The sequence below is a fragment of the Streptomyces sp. NPDC052773 genome, assembly GCF_044547145.1.
Taxonomy (GTDB): domain Bacteria; phylum Actinomycetota; class Actinomycetes; order Streptomycetales; family Streptomycetaceae; genus Streptomyces.
In genome coordinates this window covers 169968-191699 of record NZ_JBITZX010000002.1, presented here as the reverse complement: position 1 = coordinate 191699, position 21732 = coordinate 169968, and the positions used below count along the sequence as shown (strand labels likewise).

The 21732-nt window shown below is 67.9% G+C and carries 11 protein-coding genes and 1 pseudogene; 7 read left to right on the top strand and 5 right to left on the bottom strand.

Annotated features, from left to right (window positions below; genetic code table 11):
• The first annotated feature begins 61 nt into the window (after positions 1-61).
• Positions 62-2740: an ATP-binding protein gene (locus tag ACIG0D_RS05945; protein ID WP_399796529.1), complete on the top strand. Its 2679-nt coding sequence runs from the start codon at positions 62-64 to the stop codon at positions 2738-2740.
• A gap of 1263 nt (positions 2741-4003) precedes the next feature.
• Here the strand turns inward: ACIG0D_RS05945 and ACIG0D_RS05940 are convergent.
• The gene (locus ACIG0D_RS05940) at positions 4004-4399 is read right to left on the bottom strand and encodes a hypothetical protein (protein WP_399797061.1); all 396 of its coding nucleotides are present in this window, start codon (positions 4397-4399) and stop codon (positions 4004-4006) included.
• Positions 4400-5856: 1457 nt separating this feature from the next.
• Between ACIG0D_RS05940 and ACIG0D_RS05935 the strand changes: the two genes are divergently transcribed.
• The 6 genes and pseudogenes from ACIG0D_RS05935 to ACIG0D_RS05910 all read left to right on the top strand — a co-directional run bounded on the left by ACIG0D_RS05935 (position 5857) and on the right by ACIG0D_RS05910 (position 17411).
• Positions 5857-13587: a DNRLRE domain-containing protein gene (locus ACIG0D_RS05935; protein ID WP_399797060.1), complete on the top strand. Its 7731-nt coding sequence runs from the start codon at positions 5857-5859 to the stop codon at positions 13585-13587.
• A complete protein-coding gene (locus ACIG0D_RS05930; RefSeq protein WP_399796528.1) occupies positions 13578-14111 on the top strand; it encodes an SMI1/KNR4 family protein in 534 nt (177 codons plus the stop codon). The genes ACIG0D_RS05935 and ACIG0D_RS05930 overlap by 10 nt, the downstream gene beginning before the upstream one ends.
• A gap of 552 nt (positions 14112-14663) precedes the next feature.
• Positions 14664-15503 (top strand): hypothetical protein, encoded by an 840-nt coding sequence (locus tag ACIG0D_RS05925; protein ID WP_399796526.1) that lies wholly within the window; start codon positions 14664-14666, stop codon positions 15501-15503.
• Between the two features lie 51 nt (positions 15504-15554).
• Positions 15555-15809 (top strand): annotated as a pseudogene (locus ACIG0D_RS05920) (hypothetical protein); the annotation flags it as partial.
• A gap of 191 nt (positions 15810-16000) precedes the next feature.
• The gene (locus ACIG0D_RS05915) at positions 16001-16771 is read left to right on the top strand and encodes a DNA/RNA non-specific endonuclease (RefSeq protein WP_399796525.1); all 771 of its coding nucleotides are present in this window, start codon (positions 16001-16003) and stop codon (positions 16769-16771) included.
• Positions 16772-16841: 70 nt separating this feature from the next.
• Positions 16842-17411: an SMI1/KNR4 family protein gene (locus ACIG0D_RS05910; RefSeq protein WP_399796523.1), complete on the top strand. Its 570-nt coding sequence runs from the start codon at positions 16842-16844 to the stop codon at positions 17409-17411.
• Between the two features lie 515 nt (positions 17412-17926).
• Here ACIG0D_RS05910 and pcaD read toward each other — a convergent pair.
• From pcaD to pcaH, 4 genes are read right to left on the bottom strand one after another with little or no spacing between them, the layout of a single operon-like run.
• Positions 17927-19054, bottom strand: coding sequence for a 3-oxoadipate enol-lactonase (pcaD, locus tag ACIG0D_RS05905; protein ID WP_399796522.1), 1128 nt, complete (start codon positions 19052-19054; stop codon positions 17927-17929).
• Positions 19051-20346, bottom strand: coding sequence for a 3-carboxy-cis,cis-muconate cycloisomerase (pcaB, locus tag ACIG0D_RS05900; RefSeq protein ID WP_399796521.1), 1296 nt, complete (start codon positions 20344-20346; stop codon positions 19051-19053). The genes pcaD and pcaB overlap by 4 nt, the downstream gene beginning before the upstream one ends.
• Entirely contained in the window at positions 20343-20948 is a 606-nt protein-coding gene (pcaG, locus tag ACIG0D_RS05895) for a protocatechuate 3,4-dioxygenase subunit alpha (RefSeq protein ID WP_399796520.1), read from the bottom strand. Before pcaG ends, pcaB begins: the two co-directional genes overlap by 4 nt.
• A 6-nt stretch (positions 20949-20954) precedes the next feature.
• Positions 20955-21728 carry a protocatechuate 3,4-dioxygenase subunit beta gene (gene pcaH / locus ACIG0D_RS05890; RefSeq protein WP_399796518.1) on the bottom strand — a complete coding sequence of 258 codons (774 nt, stop codon included), beginning with the start codon at positions 21726-21728 and terminating at the stop codon, positions 20955-20957.
• Between the last annotated feature and the right edge of the window lie 4 nt (positions 21729-21732).

Here is a 21732-nt window from a genome sequence, read left to right as displayed (position 1 = left end):
ACCGGCCAGTAGGGCTACGCTCGCCCTGTACGTCGTTCGGGCGACTTGGGGAGGTAGCGGGATGACGGAGGTACGGCCGACGACGGCCGCCTCGGCTTCCCTGTGGGAGCGCGACCGGGAGATCGACGCCATCCGGCGGGCCGTCGACGCCCTGTGCGCCGACCGGTCGTCCGCCGGCAGCCTGCTGGTCTTCCGCGGCGAGGCAGGCCTCGGCAAGACCGCGCTGCTCGCGGAGACCCGCCGGATCGCGGAGGAACGCGGCTGCACGGTGTGGTCGGCGCGCGGCGGCGAGACCCTGAGGTCCGTGCCCTACAACGTGGTACGGCAACTGCTGCAGCCCGCGCTGGTGACGATGCTGCCCGAGGAGGCGCGCGACTACCTCGGCGACTGGTACGACATCGCCGGACCCGCCCTCGGCATAGCGGACCCCGGCGAGCGCCAGCCCGACCCGCAGGGCGTGTGCGACGGCCTGGTCGCCGCCGTGCGCCGGCTGGCCCGGCGGGACTGGCCGCTGGTGCTGCTGGTCGACGACGCCCACTGGGCCGACCAGGAGACCCTGCGCTGGCTCGCCGCGTTCGCCGAGCGGCTGCACGACACGCCCGTGCTCCTCGTGGTGGCCCGCCGCCCCGGCGAGGCCACCGGCGCCCGCGCCCGCCACCTCGACGCGATCGCCACCGCGGCCGCCGGGACCGTCACCACCCTGAGCACCCTCACCCCCGAGGCCGTCGCCGGACTGACCCGAGCCACCGTCGGCGCCCACGCGGACGGCCCGTTCTGCCGCGAGGTCTGGGCGGTCACCGACGGCAACCCGTACGACACCGTCGAACTCCTCGCCAAGGTCCTCGACAGCGAGCTGGACCCGACCGAGGCCTCCGCCGGGGAACTGCGCGCCCTCAACCGCTCGGCGCGCGGCGGCGGCCTCGTCGCCCGCCTCGAGGAACTGGGCATCGACGCCACCCGGTTCGCCTGGGCCGCCGCCATCCTCGGCACCGGCATCACCGTCGACCTGGTCGCCAAGCTCACCACCATGAGCCTGGAGCAGGCCGAGCGCTGCGCCGGGCTGCTCACCAGCGCCCGCATCCTCACCGCGCCCGACCCCGCCGGCGCCCGGGCGGCCGACGGCGACCTGGAGTTCGTCCACCCGCTGATCGCCACCGCCGTCTACCACTCCATCCCCGACGCGCTGCGCCGCGCCATGCACGGCATCGCCGCCCGCATCGTCACCGACCTCGGACTCGGCGCGGCGGCCGCCTCCCGGCACCTGCTCCAGGTCCACCCCGACGACGACGCCGAACTCGTCGACCAACTGCGCGAGGCCGCCCGCGAACACCTCGCCGTCGGCGCGCCCGACGCGGCCCGGCAGTGCCTGGAACGCGCCCTCCAGGAACCGCCCCGGCCCGAGGTGCAGGCCCACGTCCACTACGAACTCGGCTGCGCCACCCTGCTCACCGCGCCGGCCAAGACCGTCGACCACCTCCAGACCGCGCTCGCCCTGCCCGGCCTCGACGGCGCCGAACGCGTCGACGCGGTATTCCGCCTCTCCCAGGCACTCCTCCACAACGACCAGCTCGAACAGGCCGTACGCACCGTCGAGGCGGAGGCCGCCCGGCACGAGGAGGGGCCCGCGCGGATGCGGCTGCGGGCCGTCCAGTACATGTGGGAGGGCATCTACGCCGGCGAGTCCGCCACCCCGGGCCGCTCCGAACGGCTCGCCGCACTCGCCCGCCATTGCACCGGCCGCGACAACTCGGAGCGGGCCCTGCTCATCCTGCGCGGCTTCGACGCCATGACGCACGGCGAGAACGCCGAGGAGGTCGTCGAGGTCTGCGACCGCGCTCTCGTCAACGGCCGCCTCGCGCCCGGCCTCGGCTGGACCGACACCGAGTGGGGCGTCGAACTGCTGATGATGCTCGGCAGCTCCTACGCCTACACCGACCGCCTCGACCGCGCCGAGAACCTGTTCTCCGAGGCCCTGCGCACCTACACCACGGCCGGCTGGAGCGGCGGCCACCTCGCCCTCGCCCACGCCTTCCTCGGGCTCGCCTTCCGCCGGCAGGGCCGCCTCAAGGACGCCGAGCAGGTGCTGCGCGAGTCCCTGCGGATCGCCGAACGCGTCGGCCGCGGCCTGCCCCTGTACTGGTCGGCGACCTGCGGACTGGTCGACACCCTCCTCGCCCGCGGCCACGTCGACGAGGCCTGGACCGTCGCCGAGCAGTACGGCTTCGCCCCGCCCTACCCGTCGACCATCGTCCTCCCCGACACCCGCTCCGTGCGCGGCCGGCTCCTGCTCGCCGTGGGCCGCACCGAGGAGGGGATCAACGAACTGGAGGCCGCCGAGAAGGCCGCCGCCGCGCGCGGCGGACACAACCCGGTGCTGGCACCCTGGACCGTCGACCTCGCCCGCGCCCTCGCCGTCCAGGACCCCGGCCGCGCGGCCCGGCTCGCCGCCGACGTCCGCCGCCAGGCCGAGCGCTTCGGCACCGACACCGCCATCGGCGAGGCCCTGCGCTGCGCCGCCGCCCTGGAGACCGGCCAGCGCCAGGTCCGCCTCACCGCCCAGGCCGTCACCTACCTGGAAGCCTCCCCCTGCCAGTACGAACACGCCGCCGCCCGCATCGAACACGGCCTCGCGGCCCGCTCGGTCCCGGAACTCAACCGCGGCCTGACACTGGCACGTTCGTGCGGCGCGGACGGGCTGGTGAGGCAGGCGGAGGAGGCGCTGGCTGCGCTGGCACGGTGACGGGCAGCCGGTGGCGGCGCATGCCGGGTGGCGGGGCCGACCGGCTACGGCGCTCGCCGACAGGCGGGGGAGGCTGGATGCGGAACAGAACCCGGCGTACAGCCCGACTCGTCTGTCACCCCTTATTTTCGCAGGTCATAGGCCATCTTCTCGGAGTGGCAAAGCCACTCGGGTCGATTCCGGGTCGGATTCGCCCCGGACACAGGGGAGTCAAGCTGACGATGTACGCCGTGTACTGCCCGTCTTGTCTCATCCATAAGGGATGAATGGGGCATTTCAGGTGCTGAGCAATTGCATGGTGCAGTCGAGAATGGCTGCAAGACACCATCGCTCGACCGGGAAATACTGTCCGACATGTCGCCTCGGCGCGCCCTCGCCTGTGGTAAGCCGACGTCTGATTCTTTGGGGGATGCTGATTCCGGCATGGTCCTGAGGCGTAGGAACATCGTCTGGGTGCTGCCAGCCACTGGGGTGGTCGTCGGACGATGGCTCTGCGTAGGCGTTCCTCACCCTGGCTTTGCTCCACCTGCACGGCACCCTCCGCCATCCAGCAGAGGCCCTGTCCGGGGACTCCAGAGCTCCCAGCCGATCAGGCCCCAGCCCACCATCAAGACGCCAAGATCACCAGTGCAGTGGCGTAGATCACGAGGATGCTCAGCCGATGGCGATCCGGGGATGGGCGGACGGTGTGATCCAGCCCATGATGCGGTCCATGGTGGCCCGGGGCACCGACACACAACCAGCCGTAGCGCCACTGCCGTTGACGTGCAGGAAGATGCCGGCGCCAGCGGCCCGGGGTGGCGGGCCAGCGGTTGAAGTTTATGACCAGTGCCTTGGCGTACTGGACGGGGTAGTTGATGAGGTGCTCACTGCCACGGTCGCCGGACTCGGTGAGCGGGATGACCGGGGCTGCCGCTGCATCGCCGGAGCCCGCCCCTGTGCCGCTTGCGGATCCGGTGGTCTCTTTCGCAACGCTGCCTGGTGTGGAGGCGGATGCCGAGGCTGAGGCGTGGCCGGAGGCCGTGGTGGAGGGGCTGGCGGAGGGGGAGCCGGAGACGCTGGGCGAGGCGGTGCTGAAGGTGTCGGTGGTGGGGTCCTGCGGGGACTGTGACACCTCCATCGAGTCGGAGGCCGCCGTCTGCTGGTCGTCGTGCCCGCCGCAGGCGGAGGTCACAGCGAGGGCGCTGAGGACTGCGGCGGTGATCAGAACCTGCCGGGGAAGGGCTTGCGCGCTAACTCCTTGCATAGCGGAAAAGGGCGAGGTCAGCTCGTGGTCGCGGCTGAGGTGGCCAAGGCGCCGGTGCGGGAGGCGCGGCCGAACACGCCGGTGGCGGTGGCGCTTTGGACGTGCTTGGCGCGGATGGCGAGGGCGCAGCGGGCCTGGCCGCCTTTCTCGCCGAGGACGATGCTGACGATCGGGTCCTTGCCGAGCGGAACGTGGACGGTCTTGCGCCACGGCAGTGCGGCCGCTTTGACGACGACGGCCTGGCCGGTTTCGCTGCGCGCCTGGTAGGTGATGTCGGCGGTGCCCTGACCGGTTACTTCGTAGGTCACCGCGGCGGCGGGCACGCGGCGCTCCGGCGCGTCGTCAGCGTCACGAGTGTCGAGCACGCTGTAGACGAAGAGACCGCCGCAGGCGGCTAGCGCGGCGCCGGCCACCGACAAGCCCGCCCGGTCCGCCCGCCACGGTGGGAGGGCTCGCGGTCCGCAGGTTCGGCGTGCTCCGAACGCCTGCCCTGCTCGTCGCCGACCGAGGCCACGTCGTTCGGAGTGTCGTCCGGTTCCGCATCGGCCTGCGTTTCCGGTACCCCCGGGTCCGAGCGGAGTGCAGTGGATTCCCGGATGTCTCCGGCCATGAATTAACCCCCTCAAAATCGGAGTACTCGGGATTTGATCCGGGCGGTTATATCGGATGCCGCGAACCGATGGCAAGCGAACGGAAATAACGGGCACCCGGCGCTTCGTTTGGCCCCAACTGTCTTACATGTCTGGTCACTTGACACGAAGACAGTGGAATGAATAGAAACCCGGCGCCGCCGCTATGGCATTCATCCATGCAGGTGGAGGCGGTTTCCAGTGGCATGTTCGGGCCGTGAAATTTCGAGGAGAGGTTTGGCGTGAGACCCAGACTGGGCAGGCTTGTGGCGTGCCTGGTGGTATCCGCGGTGACAAGTACCGCGCTGCCCCAGGTCGCGTATGCGGCGCCCGCTGATGATGATGACGGCAAGGGGATTGTCGACACCATCAAAGGCTGGTTCGAGGACGATGACGAGGGAGACGGAAATCCTCCGTCGTATGACGAACTGGAGATAGCCGACCGGCAGAAACTGTCGAGGGGCAAGGTTGCTCCGCGGGCGAAGCGCGTGAAGGAGCTGACGGGCCGGCGGACGGCGCACGCGCGGTTCTGGCAGTTGTCGGACGGCCGGGTCGAGGCGGAGTTGTCGGCGGTGCCGACGTCGTACCGTTCCGGTACGGGCAAGAAGGCGACCTGGAAGTCGATCAGCACCGCTGTGCGTGGCACGAAGGCGAAGGGCTTCGAGTTCGCCAATACCACGAACAACGGGCGTAGCTGGTTCGGTGGGGACGCTGACCGGCTGGTGCGGTTCGAGTCGCCGAGTGGCCGTTCGGTCGCCCTTGGTCTCGAGGGAGCGAGCGGTTCGCTGAAGCCCACGGCGAAGGGCTCGACCGTCACGTACAAGGACGCGGTCCACGGCGCGGATCTGGAGTACGCGGTCGGTCCGGGCCAGGTGAAGGAGAACATCATCCTCGCCGAACGCCCCGACGGGCCGGTGAGGTTCACCTTCACGCTGGACACCGACGGGCTGACTCCGAAGGCGCGCAAGGACGGCTCGATCGCGTTGTACGGCGAGTTGCCGCACACGCCGGAGCTGGTGATCCCGGCGCCGTACATGACGGATGCGAAGAAGGCGAATCGTTCCGTCTTCGGTCAGACCTACAGCACCAAGGTCACCCAGAAGCTCACCAAGGACGGCGACTCCTGGAAGCTGACGGTCACACCGGACGCGAAGTGGCTGGGGGCGAAGGAGCGGCAGTATCCGGTCGTCATCGACCCTACGATCACGATCGCGCCCAGCCCGTCCGCTTCTCAGGATGTCATGGTTCTGTCGGACCAGGCGTCGGTCAACTTCAACACCAGCTGGAAGCTTTCGGCGGGCAGGACCGACACGGGCACGGCCCGGTCGCTGATCAAGTTTCCGCTGAGTGAAATCCCGTCGGGTACGCAGATCGACTCGGCGCGTCTGGAGATGTACTTCGACCAGGCGCACACCACCAACGCCAACAACGTCACCATCGGCGCCTACCGGGCGACCGGGTCGTGGAGTGAGTCGACGGCGACCTGGTCGAATACCAGTTCGCTGGTGGGCGAGTTGTCCGGGACCAGCGTGCAGGTGGACGACGGTGATCCGGGGACGACGGCGGCGGTCGGCTCGTGGAAGCCGGGGTCGCAGACGTACGGGATCGACGGCGACTACCTGTACAACAAGGACTCGATCACCACTGACACTTACACCTGGCAGCCGAGGATCCCGGAGACGGCTTCCTACCGGGTGGACGCGCACTATGTGACTGCCTCGGACCGGTCCACGGCCGCCCCGTACACGGTGACCGGTCAGGACGGCACCGCCACCTACACCGTGAACCAGACGGCCGGTTCGGGCGGGGTGTGGGCCTCCCTCAACGGCGGCGCGCAGATCGACTTCGCCAAGGGCACGGCCGGCAAGGTCGTTCTCGGGGACACCGACAGTGCGACCGCGGTGATCGCGGACGCGGTGCGCTGGGTGAACCCGGCGACGATCGTGAAGAACACCGGCGAGTACAACCAGTGGCACAAGTTCCCGGTCACGGACACCGTGCAGAAGTGGCTGGACGGCACGGCCACCAACCACGGCTTCGTGCTGAAGGCCACGGACGAGTCGTCGACGGCCCCGACCGGCGGCCCGCGCTACGAGGCGGGTGACGGCAGCGACTACGGCGGCGAGACGTCCACGATCCCCCGGCTGACGGTGACCTACGGCAAGGTCGGCACGACGCTGAACTCCCCGACTGTGGTGCATTCCACCGGCCCGGAGTTGTCGTGGAAGGCGTACTCCAACACGACCGGTGACTCGGGTCTGGACATCGTGGAGTACCAGCTGCACCGCTCCACGCAGCAGGCGTTCACGCCGTCCGCGGCGACCCTCATCGCGCCGATCGACAAGTCGGCCACGACGTACACGGACACCACCGCGACCCCGACTCCGAACTCCTACAGCGGGGAGATCGGTCGGTCGTACTACTACCAGCTCGCGGTCAAGACCGCGGACGGCCAGCTGCTCGGCTCGCCCACGCGCATCGTGGGCGTTCCCAAGACCGGCCGCACCATGCGGCTGATCCAGGGCACCTCCGGCGTCACCGACACGACGCTGTCCTCGGCCCAGCCGACCACCAACCAGGACACCATCCAGTCCTGGGGCGTCGGCCAGAAGTGGCTGAGCGTGGGCAACAACTCCTCCACCTACGGCAAGACCCGCGCGGTGATGAAGTTCACCACGTCGGACATCCCGACCACGGCCACGGTGACGGAGTCGCGGCTGTTCATGTGGGGCGCGGAGACCACCACCGGAACCGACGGCGCGATCTACGAGCTGCGCGGTTTGAACCGGGACTTCTCCGAAGCGTCGGCCACCTGGAACAACGCCACGTCCACCACGGCGTGGACCACGGCGGGCGGTGACCACTCCGGTACCGTCTCCGACACCGTCGCGCAGGTGTCGGAGGTGGGCCGCCACTGGTGGGACGCCACCTCGCTCACCCAGGGCTGGATCAAGACCCCGACCTCCAACAAGGGCGCGATGGTCAGGCTGAAGGACGAGTCGTCCACCGGACCGCAGGAGCGCACCCTGTTCCTGGCGTCGGAGGCCTCCGACTACCAGCTCGGCCCGCTGCTGCGCATCATCTACGTCGACTCCACCACCGACGACACCTACTACGCGCCGCAGACCCCGGCACGCATGACCCCCAACTCCACCTACACGGTGGACTTCACGGTCACCAACACCACCGCCAGCGCGTGGGCCGCGGGTGAGCGGCAGCTGTCGTACACCTGGAAGCTCCCGGACGGCACGGACGTCACCAACGGCGGCAACCAGGCCGCCACGGCCATCCCGGCCCTCAGCCCCGGCCAGTCAGCCGTGCTCCAGGCGCAGGTCAAGACGCCGATCAACTCCGATTCCGGCAACAAGCGCACCGAGTACGTGCTCGGCTGGGACGTGCGCAAGGTCTCCGACGGCACCTGGCTGTCCGCCGGCACCGGCGGCATCCCGCCGCTGAAGCAGAACGTGGCCGTCGAGGACCCCACCTCCAACGCCCTCGGCCTGGAGAAGTTCTACTCCTACACCGGCAAGAACACCGGCGCCGGCTCGACGGTGATGAACAACCTCGCCTTCGGCAACAGCGTCTGGTCCTACAACGCGTTCACCAACCCCGGCCGCGGCCTGACCACGTTCGCGCGGTTCGCGTACAACTCGCTGGACACCTCCGACACCGTCTCCGGTCCGGGCTGGTCGGCGCAGCTGGCCGGTCCGATCCGGCTGGGCGGGCACCTGGACTTCCACCCCAACCCCAACGCCAACGCCACCGAAATCCGCCTCCCCGACGGCGACGGCACCACACATACCTTCCGCAAGCAGGCCGACGGCACTTGGAAGGCCCCGGCCGGCGTCCACTACCGCATCACCATGAAGGCGGGCCTGGACTGCACCCCCAACAAGGACCCGGTCCCGGACGCCTGGACACTGCTGCGCCCGGACGGCACCCGCTTCCTCTTCGGCTGCGACGGCTACCTGACCTCGGTGGTCGACAAGAACGGCAACACGCAGACCTACACCTACGAGGAACGCCAGTCCAACCACAGGCCGACGAAGTTCCTCAAGTACATCACCGACCCGGCCGGCCGCAAGTCACTCCGCATCGGCTACTACCTCAGAGGCGACGCGACCTACTCGTACGTCAATGACAGCGGCGCCCTCGTCTCGGGAACCAACCTCACCGACCCCCACATCTACGACCACGTGGCGTCCATCACGGACATCTCCGGACGCCGGATCTCCTTCTACTACACCGACACGGGCCTGCTCGGCCGCCTCGTCGACGGCAACGGCTCCAGCCAGCCGAAGACCTTCAAGTTCACCTACGATGCCATCCAGGGCAACAAGAACGTCAAGCTGGTGACCGCCACCGACCCGCGCGGCAACAGCACCCGGCTCGCCTACAACCAACCGCCGACGGACGACCCGAAGTACCACTGGTGGACCAAGACGATCACCGACCGCCTCGGCGGTGACACCGGGTTCGTCTACGCGGCCAACGCCACCAACACGAAGTTCACCGATACGACGATCACGGATGCTGAGTCCCACACGACGAAGTACGTCACCGACGACTTCGGCCGCCCGGTCCAGACGACCAACGCCAAGTCCCAGACCACGAAGATGAGCTGGGACGCGGACAACAACGTCACGTACCTGGAGGAGGACAACGGGGCGAAGACCGCGTACTGCTACGACCACAAGACCGGCTATCCGCTCTGGCAGCGCGACGCGGAGAACAACAAGACGGGCGTGCCGGACCAGGCGACCTCTTGCTGGACGGGCACGTCCAACGTGACGGACCCGTCCAAGTGGCCGGCCAACGCGGCGAAGTACGAGTACCAGACGCGCGCGGACGGCTACTCGGCCGACCTGGTCCGCAAGACCTCCCCGGAGGGGCGCGCCTGGAAGTTCGGTTACGACTGCTTCGGCAACCTCAAGACGGTCACCGACCCCAAGGGCACGGCCACCTGGACCACGGGCGTCTGTGAGCCCACCACCAGCGGCTACACCACCAAGTACACCTATGACTCCTACGGTCAGCTGACCAAGGCCACCGACGCCAACGGCAACCCGACCACGTACAGCGACTTCGGCCCGACCGGCTACCCGAACACGATCACCGACGCGAAGAACAACGCAACGAAGTTCGAGTACGACGAGCGTGGCCAGGTCACCCAGGTCACCGACGCCTACGAGAAGGTGACCACGCAGACCTACGACGTCTTCGGGCGTCCGCTGGTCAACACGGCGCCCAAGGACCAGGACGCGGGCGTTCTGATCACTACTCCGGCTCCGGAGTACGACGCCAACGACAACATCACCAAGTCGACGGCACCCAACGGAGCCGTCTCGACGGCGGTGTACGACAACGCGGACCAGGTCACTTCGGCGACGGCGCCGACGAACAACCAGACCGCCCCGCGCACCACAACGTACACCTACGACAAGGTGGGCCACCTCAAGACGACGACAGAGCCCAAGGGCACGGCGACGACAACGGACACGACCGACTACATCACGACGAACCACTACAACGAGATCTACCAGCTCACCTCCGTCGTCAACGCGAAGGGCGACAAGGTCTCGTACGAGTACGACAACGTCGGCAACGTCACCAAGGTCATCGACCCCAAGAAAAACGCGACGGCCGACACGACCGACTACACCACCAAGACCGACTATGACCTGAACCACCGCGTCACGGTCGTCACGGACGCGGCCGGCAAGACCACCAAGCGGGGCTACGACAAGGACTCGCTGGTCACGTCGACCACGGACGCGGAGAACAACACCACGCTCATCAGCTTCGACGAGCGCGGCAAGAAGACCGAGGTCAAGGTCCCGCACGACGGCACGTCGACCATCACGTACCGCACGACGAAGTACGAGTACGACCAGGTCGGCAACACCACAAAGGTCATTACCCCGCGTGCCGTCGCGGCCGGCACGACCACCGCTTTCACCGCCCGTACCGAGTACGACGCGTTGAACCGTCCGTTCAAGCAGTACCTGCCCTACGACCCGGCGGACACCCGCTACAACGATCCCAACGTCTACACGGAGACCACGTACGACAAGGTGGGCCGGGTGGCGAAGACCTCGCTGCCGCCGTCAGACGGCGAGACGGTCCGCAACGACACCAGCTTCAGCCACTTCGACAACGGCTGGGTGAAGTCGTCCACGGACCCGTGGGACATCGTCACGACCTACGACTACAACGAGACGGGTCAGCAGACCAAGCGGACCCTGACCTCGGCGGGCGGCTCCTCGGACCGCACCATGACCTGGTCGTACTACCCCGACGGCTCGCTGAAGTCGCGGTCCGACGACGGCGTTCCGATGGGTAAGTCGGTCGTCCTGGTGGACAACTCAGACACCCAGAACACCTCGAAGACCGGCACCTGGGCGAAGGGAGACATCGCCGGCCAGCAGGGCTACAACCACGAGACCCACACGGCGGGTACCGGTACCGGCGCCTTCACGTGGACACTCAACATCCCCAAGGACGGCACGTACACGGCCTACGTGAAGTTCCCGAAGGTGACGGGCGCCGCGACGACGGCCAAGTACACGCTCACCCATGGGACCGGAACGGTCGACAAGACGATCGACCAGAACGCGACCGCGAACCAGGGCACATGGGTCGCGCTGGGCTCCTACTCCTTCAAGCAGGGCAACACGGCGAAGCTGCAACTGTTCCAGAACAGCGGCGGCGTGGTGGTCGCGGACGGCGTGAAGCTCGTCCGTGACACCAGCGGCGACCCGGCCGACACGGAGAAGAACAACTTCGCCTACTCCTACGACCTCAACGGCAACCTCACGTCGATCGACGACACCTCGTCGACCGCGAAGATCGACGCGTATGCGATCACCTACACGGGCCTCAACCAGGTCCAGAAGGTGACCGAGTCGCTGTCCGGCACGGAGAAGAAGTCCACGTCGTACACGTATGACGCGAACGGCCAGCCGGAGACCGTTACGCACCCGGACCAGTTCTCCAAGTACACGTACGACCTGCGTGAGCTGGTGAAGACGGTCTCGGTCGGCAAGACGGCGACGGACACCAACGCCAAGGTGTCGTCATACACCTACACCGACCGTGGTCTGAAGCTCCAGGAGACCAAGGCCAACGGCAATACCGTCGACTACACGTACTACCTGGACGCGGCGCTGAAGTCGACGACGGAGAAGAAGCCCAACGGCACTCTCGTCAACTCGCACACCTACGCCTACGACCCGAATGGGAACAAGGCGCAGGACGTCGCAAAGAAGATGAACGCCGACGACAAGAGCACGTACCTGTCGTCCACCACGGACTACACCTACGACCCGGCCGACCGGTTGAAGAAGGTGGTGAAGACCGGCAACGGTGCGGGCACCGAGACCTACGTCCACGACGACAACGCCAACGTCATCAGCCAGACCGTCAAGAACGTCACCACCACCTACGACTACGACCGCAACCGCCTGCTGAGCGCCACGGCTGTCGGAGGGACGACGTCCACCTACAACTACGACCCGTTCGGCCGCCAGGAGTCGGTGACGTCGGGCGGCAAGGTCGTCGAGCGCAGCGTGTACGACGGCTTCGACCACGTCGTGGAGTCCCAGAAGATGGACGCCACGGGTGCGATGAAGTCGACGACCTTCACGTTCGACCCGCTGGACCGCACCGCGTCCAAGACGGCTGACGGCAAGACCACGACCTTCCAGTACCTGGGCCTGTCCAGCGAGGTCCTGGACGAAAAGGTTGCCGGCGAGCTGACCAAGTCGTATCAGTACAGCCCCTGGGGCGAGCGTCTGTCGCAGGTCAAGCACAACAGCGACGGCACGACCGAGGACGGCTACTACGGCTACAACGGCCACACCGACGTCGAGACCCTCACGGACAAGAACGGGGACGCCAAAGCCACATACGGCTACACGGCCTACGGCGCCGACGACACGTCGGAGTTCACGGGCATCGACAAGCCGGACGCGGCCGATCCGACCAAGGAGGTATACAACCCCTACCGCTTCAACGCCAAGCGGTGGGACGCCCAGTCCGGCACGTACGACATGGGCTTCCGCGACTACAACCCGGGCCTGAACCGCTTCACCACCCGGGACATGTACACCGGCGCCCTCGCCGACATGAACCTGGGCGCGGACCCCTTCACCGGAAACCGCTACGCCTTCACCGGCGGCAATCCGGTAACGAACGTCGAGATCGACGGCCACTTCTTCGCGCTTCCAGCGATCGCCTACTGGGCGGCGGGAGCCCTGGGCCTCTCCGCCTATGCCGCGACTCCGGAGGGCCAGCAGGGCCTTCGGGACGCGGGGCAAGCCATAGGCGACATGCTGAGGCCGTCCGCGGACGAGGCAAGTTCCACCGAATCATCCAGCAGACCACGCCCGGGTCCCACCCCCCAGCCGTCGCCGGGTCCCGGGCCCAGGCCTCAGCCGCGGGGTACCGACACGGATGACAGCCCTTGTACGTCGTCTCCCTCGATAGACGGGAGCCGGCTGTACCTTCCGCTCGAGGAGTTCACGGACAGGAACGGAGCCACGCAGTGCCGGGCGACCGGCGCGATGGCCCTGGTCGGCCCGGGTGACTACACAAAGCGTGGCACCTGCTACAAGTGCGAGACGGGATCCTACTCGCCCCCGGGCATGGACGAGATCCGGGCTTCGGGAGGCACCCCGCAGATCGGGCACCTGATCGGCTACGTCACGGGCGGTTCCGGTAGGGATCCCCGGAATCTGGTTCCGCTGCACAAGAACACGAACCACCCCGACATGTACAACAAGGTGGAAAAGCCGATACGTGATGCCTTGCTGGCCCGTAAGTGGGTCGCCATCAGCGTCACGCCGATCTACGGAAACGCCAACTCCGGCGTCCCAACCAGCCTCAACTACACGTATACGATCCTCGGGTCGGATCCGGTGCACTGCAGGATCATCAATCAGCCGGCGAAGGGAGGTACGACGTGCACGTGACGGCTACTTTCGACGACCTGCGGGAACTGCTGGGCGAGCCGCGTTTCCTGTGGACCGATCCGGAGCCGTGGTCCAGCCTCGAGCGGGAGCTCGGCATCCGGTTCCCGGAGGACTACCGGAAGTTCGTGGACGCCTACGGACCGGTGCTGATCAACAATCAGCTGACCGTGTTCCACCCGGCGACGGTCTGGTACAACCTGGGAGAGGCGATCAGGGAAGAACCAGACAATTGGACCGACTTCGCAGAGGAGGACTTGCCTCCGTATCCGTTCGGCACCGGTCCGGGCGAGCTCTTCCCCTGGGGAAACTCGGCCTCGGGGGAGGCGGTCTACTTCAGAGTGCCGCGAGAGTCCTCTGAGCAATGGGCTATCGGGGTCATCGAGCACGACGAATCCGGATACCATGAGTATGCGATGACATTCAACGAGTGGATGCTGGCGTACCTCAGAGGTGAGGAACTGACCATCTGCTCACGAAATTTCGCGCCCGACCGCCCCTTCTTCAGTGAACTGCCACAGCCCTAGCGGCTGGTACCGGCAACGAACACAGCGAAGGCTCGTCAGGAACTCCTGACGAGCCTTCGCGATCCTTCGGACGGGCGACTCCTTGCAAAACTCCTCCCATTACCGAGCAGCGGCTTCTGTTCCCGCACCGCAGTGCACGGGGCTCGGAAGAGGACGATCTGCGTCCGCCTTGACCGAGTCCGTCAACGGCAACATCGACTCGACGACGCACGACGTGACCTGGTCGGCGTTCGACTACGACGTCCGCGACATGATCGACAAGATCACGAACGTGGGTTTCGCCAACCGCGGGCAACCAGCAGATCAGCACCTTCACCTCCACCGACCGCGGCCAGCCGCTGAAGCAGGTCGAGCCGAACGGCACCACCGTCGACTACGCCTACTACCTCAACGACGCGGTGAAGTCCCATCTGGAGAAGAAGTCGGACGGGACCACGGTGGTGGCCCGGCACGAGCTGGAGTACCACCTGAACGGGAACACACCAGGGCCTCCCGACCGCGAAGATCGACGCGTATGCGATCACCTACACGGGCCTCAACCAGGTCCAGAAGGTGACCGAGTCGCTGTCCGGCACGGAGAAGAAGTCCACGTCGTACACGTATGACGCGAACGGCCAGCCGGAGACCGTTACGCACCCGGACCAGTTCTCCAAGTACACGTACGACCTGCGTGAGCTGGTGAAGACGGTCTCGGTCGGCAAGACGGCGACGGACACCAACGCCAAGGTGTCGTCATACACCTACACCGACCGTGGTCTGAAGCTCCAGGAGACCAAGGCCAACGGCAATACCGTCGACTACACGTACTACCTGGACGCGGCCCTGAAGTCGAAACCGAGAAGAAGCCCAACGGCACCCTCGTCTCCTCACACCTACGCCTACGACGCCAACGGCAACAAGGCGCAGGACGTGGCGAAGAAGATGAACGCCGACAACCACGCGGCCTACCTCGAATCGAACACCAACTACACCTACGACCCGGCCGACCGGCTGAAGCAGTCCGTCAAGACTGGCAGCGGCGCGACGACCGAGACATACGTCCACGACGACAACGCCAACGTCATCACCCAGACGGTCAAGAACGAGACCACGCGGTTCGAGTACGACCGCAACCGCCTGCTGAAGGCAACCGTCGGCACCTCCGCGGCGACCTACAACTATGACCCCTTCGGCCGCCAGGAGTCGGTCACCTCGGCCGGCCAGGTCATCGAACGGAGCGTGTACGACGGCTTCGACCACGTTATCGAGTCCCAGAAGATGGGCGACTCCGGTGCGATGAAGTCGACGAAGTACACCTTCGACCCGCTCGACCGCACCACGTCGAAGACCGCCGACGGAAAGACCACCGAATACAGCTACCTAGGCCTGTCCAGCGAGGTCTTGGACGAGTAGGTCGCCGACGAGTTCACGAAGTCCTACCAGTACAGCCCGTGGGGTGAGCGCCTGTCTCAGGTCAAGCACAACACGGACGGTAAGACCGAGGACGGCTACTACGGCTACAACAGCCACACCGACGTCGAGACCCTCACGGACAAGAACGGTGACACCAAGGCGACGTACGGCTACACCGCCTACGGATCGGAAGACACCTCCGAGTTCACCGGCATAGACAAGCCCGACGCTGCGGACCCGACGAAGGAGGCGTACAACGCCTGCCGCTTCAACACCAAGCGTTGGGATGCCCAGTCCGGCACCTACGACATGGGCTCCCGCGGCTACAGCCCGGGCCTGAACCGCTTCACCACCCGGGACATGTACAACGGCGCCCTCGCCGACATGGGCCTCGGCACCGACCCGTAGACCGGCAACCGGTACGCCTTCACCGGCGGCAACCCATCAGCGGCATCGAGATCGATGGCCACTTCTCATGGGACGACATCAAGGGCGCGTTGAAGACCGGCACCAAGTTCGCAGCCAAACGAAACCCGATCGGCATAGGGCTGGACTTGGGCAGCTTTGTGTTCGGGTACGAGAACCCGATCGACAAGGGGATCGACAAGGGGATCGATAAGGTCTGCGATCTCTTCGAGGAAGGGAACGGTCGATTCAGGACGTTCCCGAGAGGACCTGGCGGTTGTAATGCCGGGGGCAGCGGCTGGCAAAACCCGGGAAGCCTCGACAGCGCGCACGGCAACCGCGCGACGTTGTTCGAGGCAGGCATCACCCGGGCGGACCTTCGGACAGGATCCGGTACAGACGTACGAAAGGTGATGCCGCCCCGTTACCGCTGGACCGGTCGCACCGCCCGGCATCACGGTCTCACCTCCCGCGAAAACATCAACGCCTGCCACCTGCTTTCTGATGTTCTCGGCGGAAGTGGCCTGGATCTGCGGAACCTGGCCACGTGTTCCCGAGGAGCCAATACGGTCCAGGATGGTTCCACTCAGGGCGCCAACAACATGTACACCTACGAAACGCAGGTGAAGAACGCGATCGAAAAAGAAGGGCAAACCGTTTACTGCAAGGTCACCGCGAACTATCAGGGTGTTCGCGCGGTGGCGACAGAGTTCCATATTTTCGCCATCGACTACCTTCCCGACGGAAGCCCCGGGCTCAAAATCGACAGAACAGTGCCGAACGAGCTCATCAGCGGCCGGAACCTGGGAACCTACCTCGATCCGACAGCCGGACAGCCTGTTCCCATAGCAGGGATGAATTGACGCCTCCACTGGCTCAACTTAGATTCCCTGCTGTCCTACTGTCGCGAAAAGACCCAAAAGGATGCACTCAATGTCAGCTCTGGGCGAACTCGCCGCGATGATGCCGTCGCCGCAGGACGGTGGTCCGTCGGTGCCTTGGGAGGAGCTCGAAGCGTCCTGGGGTGCTCCCTTCCCCAGCGACTACCGTGCCTTCATGGAAACCTACGGTCCCGGCGCGATCGAGGACTACCTGGAGATCCTCCAGCCGGCGACGTGGGATGCGCAGCGGACCGGCAGCGGAATGTCTCCGGGGACGAAGAATGCGCGTAAGGGCTGGGACTTGGAGCCTACGAAGGCCTTCTCGGTTGTCTCTCCTCCGGTCCTTATCGCATGGGGAGTCGACGCGAGCGCGGACGTCCTCTGCTGGGACGCCTCGGGTCCAGTCCCAGATGAATGGCCCGTGCTGGTGTGGAAGCGCGGCGCACATGAGTGGCGTCGTTATGAGTGCGGCATGGTGGAATTCCTGCGCCGCACGCTTCAGGGAGAACTGGAAAGTAACCCACTTGGTGACGCAGCCCTCTGGGGAAGGCAACGTGCCAAGTTCCTGAGCAGGGAGGAGGAAGAGCGACTCCTCGACGAGGGGATCGATCCGTGGGAATGACCGGGTAAGCGGTTCCAGGGCGCGACGGTCCGTCAGCATCCTCGGGCGGCCGCCGTGCCTTATTTCCGCGCCCCTATGCGGGCAGTGCGCACGGAGCGTCATAGCGCCTTGCCTCTGAGTCCAACATCCCATCTCGTCCGTCCGGGGTGCCTGACGAGTTGTTCCGCAACCTCATCGATCGGGGTGTCGCACAACCGCGGCCGCTTGTGGGCGGCGTCCTGGATGCGGGCGTCGCGAGGCCGAACAGTTCGCGGCGCTCCGGCCTCCATAGCCCGCAGGGCACCGGCGAGTTTGGTGGCGCGGTGGCTACTGGGACCCAGTTGACGGTGCACGGCGGTGTTCGCGCCAAGGCGGCGGCATGTTGCGCCGACCAGGAGTTCCGTCGGACGACGCCACGGGACTTGGCCGAGCGACTGGGTGTGCAGCTGCGCGCCTGGGACGACGGCCGCACGCTTCTGGAGAACCCGGCGTACAGCCCGACTCGCCGACTTCGACGCCCCGGGCGGGCGGGTTGGTCACCCCGCGGCCCCGTCCTCCTCCGCCAGCACCCGCTGCGCCGCCGCGAACGCCGAGTTCGCCGCCGGGACTCCGCAGTACACCGCCGTCTGGAGGAGGACCGCGCCGATCTCCTCGGGGGTCAGGCCGTTGCGGCGGGCCGCTCGTACGTGCATGGCCAGTTCCTCGTAGTGGCCGTGGGCGACCAGGGCGGTGAGGGTGATCATGCTGCGTTCGCGGCGGGTGAGGGTGGGGTCGGTCCAGATCTCGCCCCAGGCGTAGCGGGAGATGAAGTCCTGGAAGCGGGCGGTGAACGGCGTCTGCCGGGCCTGGGCGCGGTCCACGTGGGCGTGGCCCAGCACCTCGCGGCGCACCTCCATGCCCCGCCGGGCGTCCCCGTCGAAGTGCGAGCGGAGAGCCGTCAGTACGGCTTCGGGGCGTTCCGCGGGCGCCAGATGGGAGGCGCCGGGGATCTCCGTCAGCGCGGCGTCCGGTACGGCGTCGGCGATCTCCCGCAGATGTGAGGGCGGGGTCGCCGGGTCGTCCCGGCCGGCGATCAGCAGCGTCGGCACGCGGATGGCGGCGAGCCGGTCCCGCAGGTCGAACGCGGCGAGGGCGTCGCAGCAGGCGGCGTACGCCTCGGGGTCGGCCTCGCGGTGGTCGCGCACCAGCTCCGGGACGGTGAACCCGCGTGTGAACCAGCGGGCGTCCGCGGTCTCCGCCAGGTACGCCAGGCCCTCGCGGCGGACCAGCGCGGCCCGCTCCTGCCAGGGCTTCGCCCCGTTGAAGTGGGCCGAGGAGCAGATCACGGCCAGGGACGACAGCCGCTCCGGGTGATGTACCGCCAGGTGCAGTCCCACCGCGCCGCCCAGTGACACGCCCGCGTACGCGAACCGCTCCACGCCCAGCGCGTCGGCGAGCGCCAGCACCAGGTTCGCGAGGTCGCCGACGGTCGCCCCTGCGCCGATCAGGTCGGCGGCGGAGCCGCCGTGGCCGGGCAGGTCCCAGCGGATCACCCGGTGGGTGGCGGACAGTTCGGGCGCGACTTTGTCCCACAGGGCGTAGGAGGTGCCCAGGGACGGTCCGAGCAGCAGCGGGGGAGCGGACGGGGCGCCTTCGGCACGGTGGTTGAGCAGCTTGTCGGTCACTCTCGCTCCAGAGCGCGGTCGGTGAGGGCTCCGGCGGAGCCGGTGTAGTGGGCCGGGTCGAGGTCGGCGTCCGCCAGCTCCGGCGCCTCGGCGAGCGGGCGGCCCTCGGACGCAAGCCGGGTGAGCAGCTCCTTGGCGCGGGCCCGGCCCAGGGCCGGGGTCAGCTCGGCGGACAGCCGCTCGGAGACGATCGATCCGTGGGTCAGGTCCAGGTGCTCGCGCATGACGTCGGGGCGGACCCGCAGTCCCTCCGCCAGTGCGGCGGCGTCCTGGGCCGCGCCGCCCACCAGCCGCAGCAGGTCCCTGAGCGGTTCCCATTCGGCGTGCCAGGCTCCGGCCGGGCGCTCGTCCTCCGCCGCCAGGGACCCGTACAGCGTGGCCGCGAGCTGGGGCGCCCGGCGGGCGGCGGCGGCGAGGAGGGTGGACCGCACGGGGTTCGACTTGTGCGGCATGGCGGACGAACCCCCGCCGCTGCCCTCCGCCACCTCGGCGATCTCGGTGCGGGAGAGGGTGAGGACGTCCACGGCGAGCTTGCCGAGCGCGCCCGCCGTGAAGGCGAGGCACCCGGCGAGGTCGGCGATGGGCGTGCGCAGGGTGTGCCAGGGCAGGCCGGGCGCTCGCAGGCCGAGTTCACGGGCGTACTCCGTCGGCAGCGCGGTCGGATCGCTCGCGCCGTACGCCCCGAAGGCCGCCAACGTGCCCGCCGCCCCGCCGAGTTGGGCGGGCAGGGAGTCCCGTACGGCGCTCACCCGGTCCCGCGCGTCCAGCACCAGCGAACGCCACCCGGCCGCCTTCAGACCGAACGTCGTCGGGACGGCGTGCTGGGTGAGGGTCCGGCCCGGCATCGCGGTGTCGCGGTGCTCGGCGGCGAGGCGGGCCAGCGCCCGCTCGGTGCGGGCGAGGCCGGCCAGGACCAGGTCCAGGGTGCGCGCCGCGACCAGCATCGCCGCCGTGTCCATGATGTCCTGGCTGGTCGCGCCCCGGTGCACGTACGGGCCGTGCTCCTCGCCGACCGCCGCGGTCAGGTCGGCGACCAGCGGGATCACCGGGTTGCCGCCGCCGCGGGCGCGCTCGGCCAGCGACGCCACGTCGAACCGGCCGGGGTCGGTGGCCTCGGTGACCGCCGTCGCCGCCTCGGCCGGGACGAGACCGAGCGCGGCCTGGGCGCGGGTGAGTGCCGCCTCCGCGTCGAGCAGCGCCCGCAGATACGCGGCGTCACTCGTCGCGGAGGCGGCCGGGGAGCCCGCCCATCCGGGGGCGAGCAGACCGGTGTCGGAAGCGTCGGATGTCACTGGAACTCCAGGAAGACCGTCTCGCCTTCGCCCTGAAGGCGGATGTCGAAACGGTAGGTGCCCTTGCCGTCGTCCTTCGCGATCAGCGTGTCGCGGCGCGCCCCGTCGAGCCGCGCCAGCAGGGGGTCGGCGGCCAGCGCCGCGTCGTCGCCCGGCAGATAGATCCGGGTGAACAGGTGGACGAGCAGCCCGCGCGCGAACACGCACACGCTGAGGTACGGCGCGCTGTGCCCGCGCGCGCCGGGCCGCAGGGTCCGCGCGGACCAGTGGCCGCCTGCGTCGGTCTGGACGCGGCCCCAGCCGGTGAACTCCACGCCGTTGCGGCCGAGGAACCCGCCGGTGGCGGGGTCGCGGCGCATCGAGCCGTCGACCCGCGGCAGCTCGCCGTCCGGGTCCGGTCCCCACAGTTCCAGGAAGGCGTCCGGCAGCGGATTGCCCTCGCCGTCGTACACGTACCCCTGGAGGACGATGGTGTCCGGGTGGCCGACGGGCGCGATGTCGCCGCCGCCGGGGAACGGCAGGGCGTGGCCGTAGAAGGGGCCCACCGTGTGCGACGGGGTGGGCAGCACGGTCTCCGGACGGCTCGTGTCGATCTTCGTCATGGCGGGTCAGCGCCCTTCTTCCAGCCAGGTGGCCCGCGGGCCGTCGAGCACGATGTCCCAGTGGTAGCCCATCGAGAACTCCGGCACCGACAGGTCGTGGTCGTACGTCGCGATCAGCCGCTGCCGGGCGGCGTCGTCCGTCACCGACTGGATGATCGGGTCGTACGGGATGAGCGGATCGCTGGGGAAGTACATCTGCGTCACCAGCCGCTGGGTGAACGCCGTACCGAAGATGGAGAAGTGGATGTGGGCCGGGCGCCAGGCGTTGAGGTGCTGGCGCCACGGGTAGGGGCCCGGCTGGATGGTGGTGAAGTGGTAGCGGCCCTCGGCGTCGGTGAGGGTGCGGCCCACGCCGGTGAAGTTGGGGTCGAGCGGGGCGTCGTGCTGCTCGCGCTGGTGGGCGTAGCGGCCCGCCGAGTTCGCCTGCCAGATCTCGATGAGCTGCCCGCGGACCGGGCGCCCGTCGCGGTCGAGCAGGCGTCCGGAGACGGTGATGCGCTCGCCGATCGGCTCCCCGGTGTGCTGCCGGGTCAGATCGTTGTCGATCTCCGTGATGTCGCGCTCGCCGAAGGCGGGGGAGGACAGCTCCACCAGCTCCGGGTCCTTGGTGACGTCGATGGTGACCGGCGGCTGCTTCGGGTGCCGCAGCACCGAGGAGCGGTACGGCGCGTAGTCGCGGCGCGGGTGGTGCTCGACCGGGGCGCCGTCGGCGACGCGCTTCTCGTACGCGGCGCGCTCGGCCGCGATCTCCCGGTCGATGTCGTGCTGAGTGAGTGTCATGGGC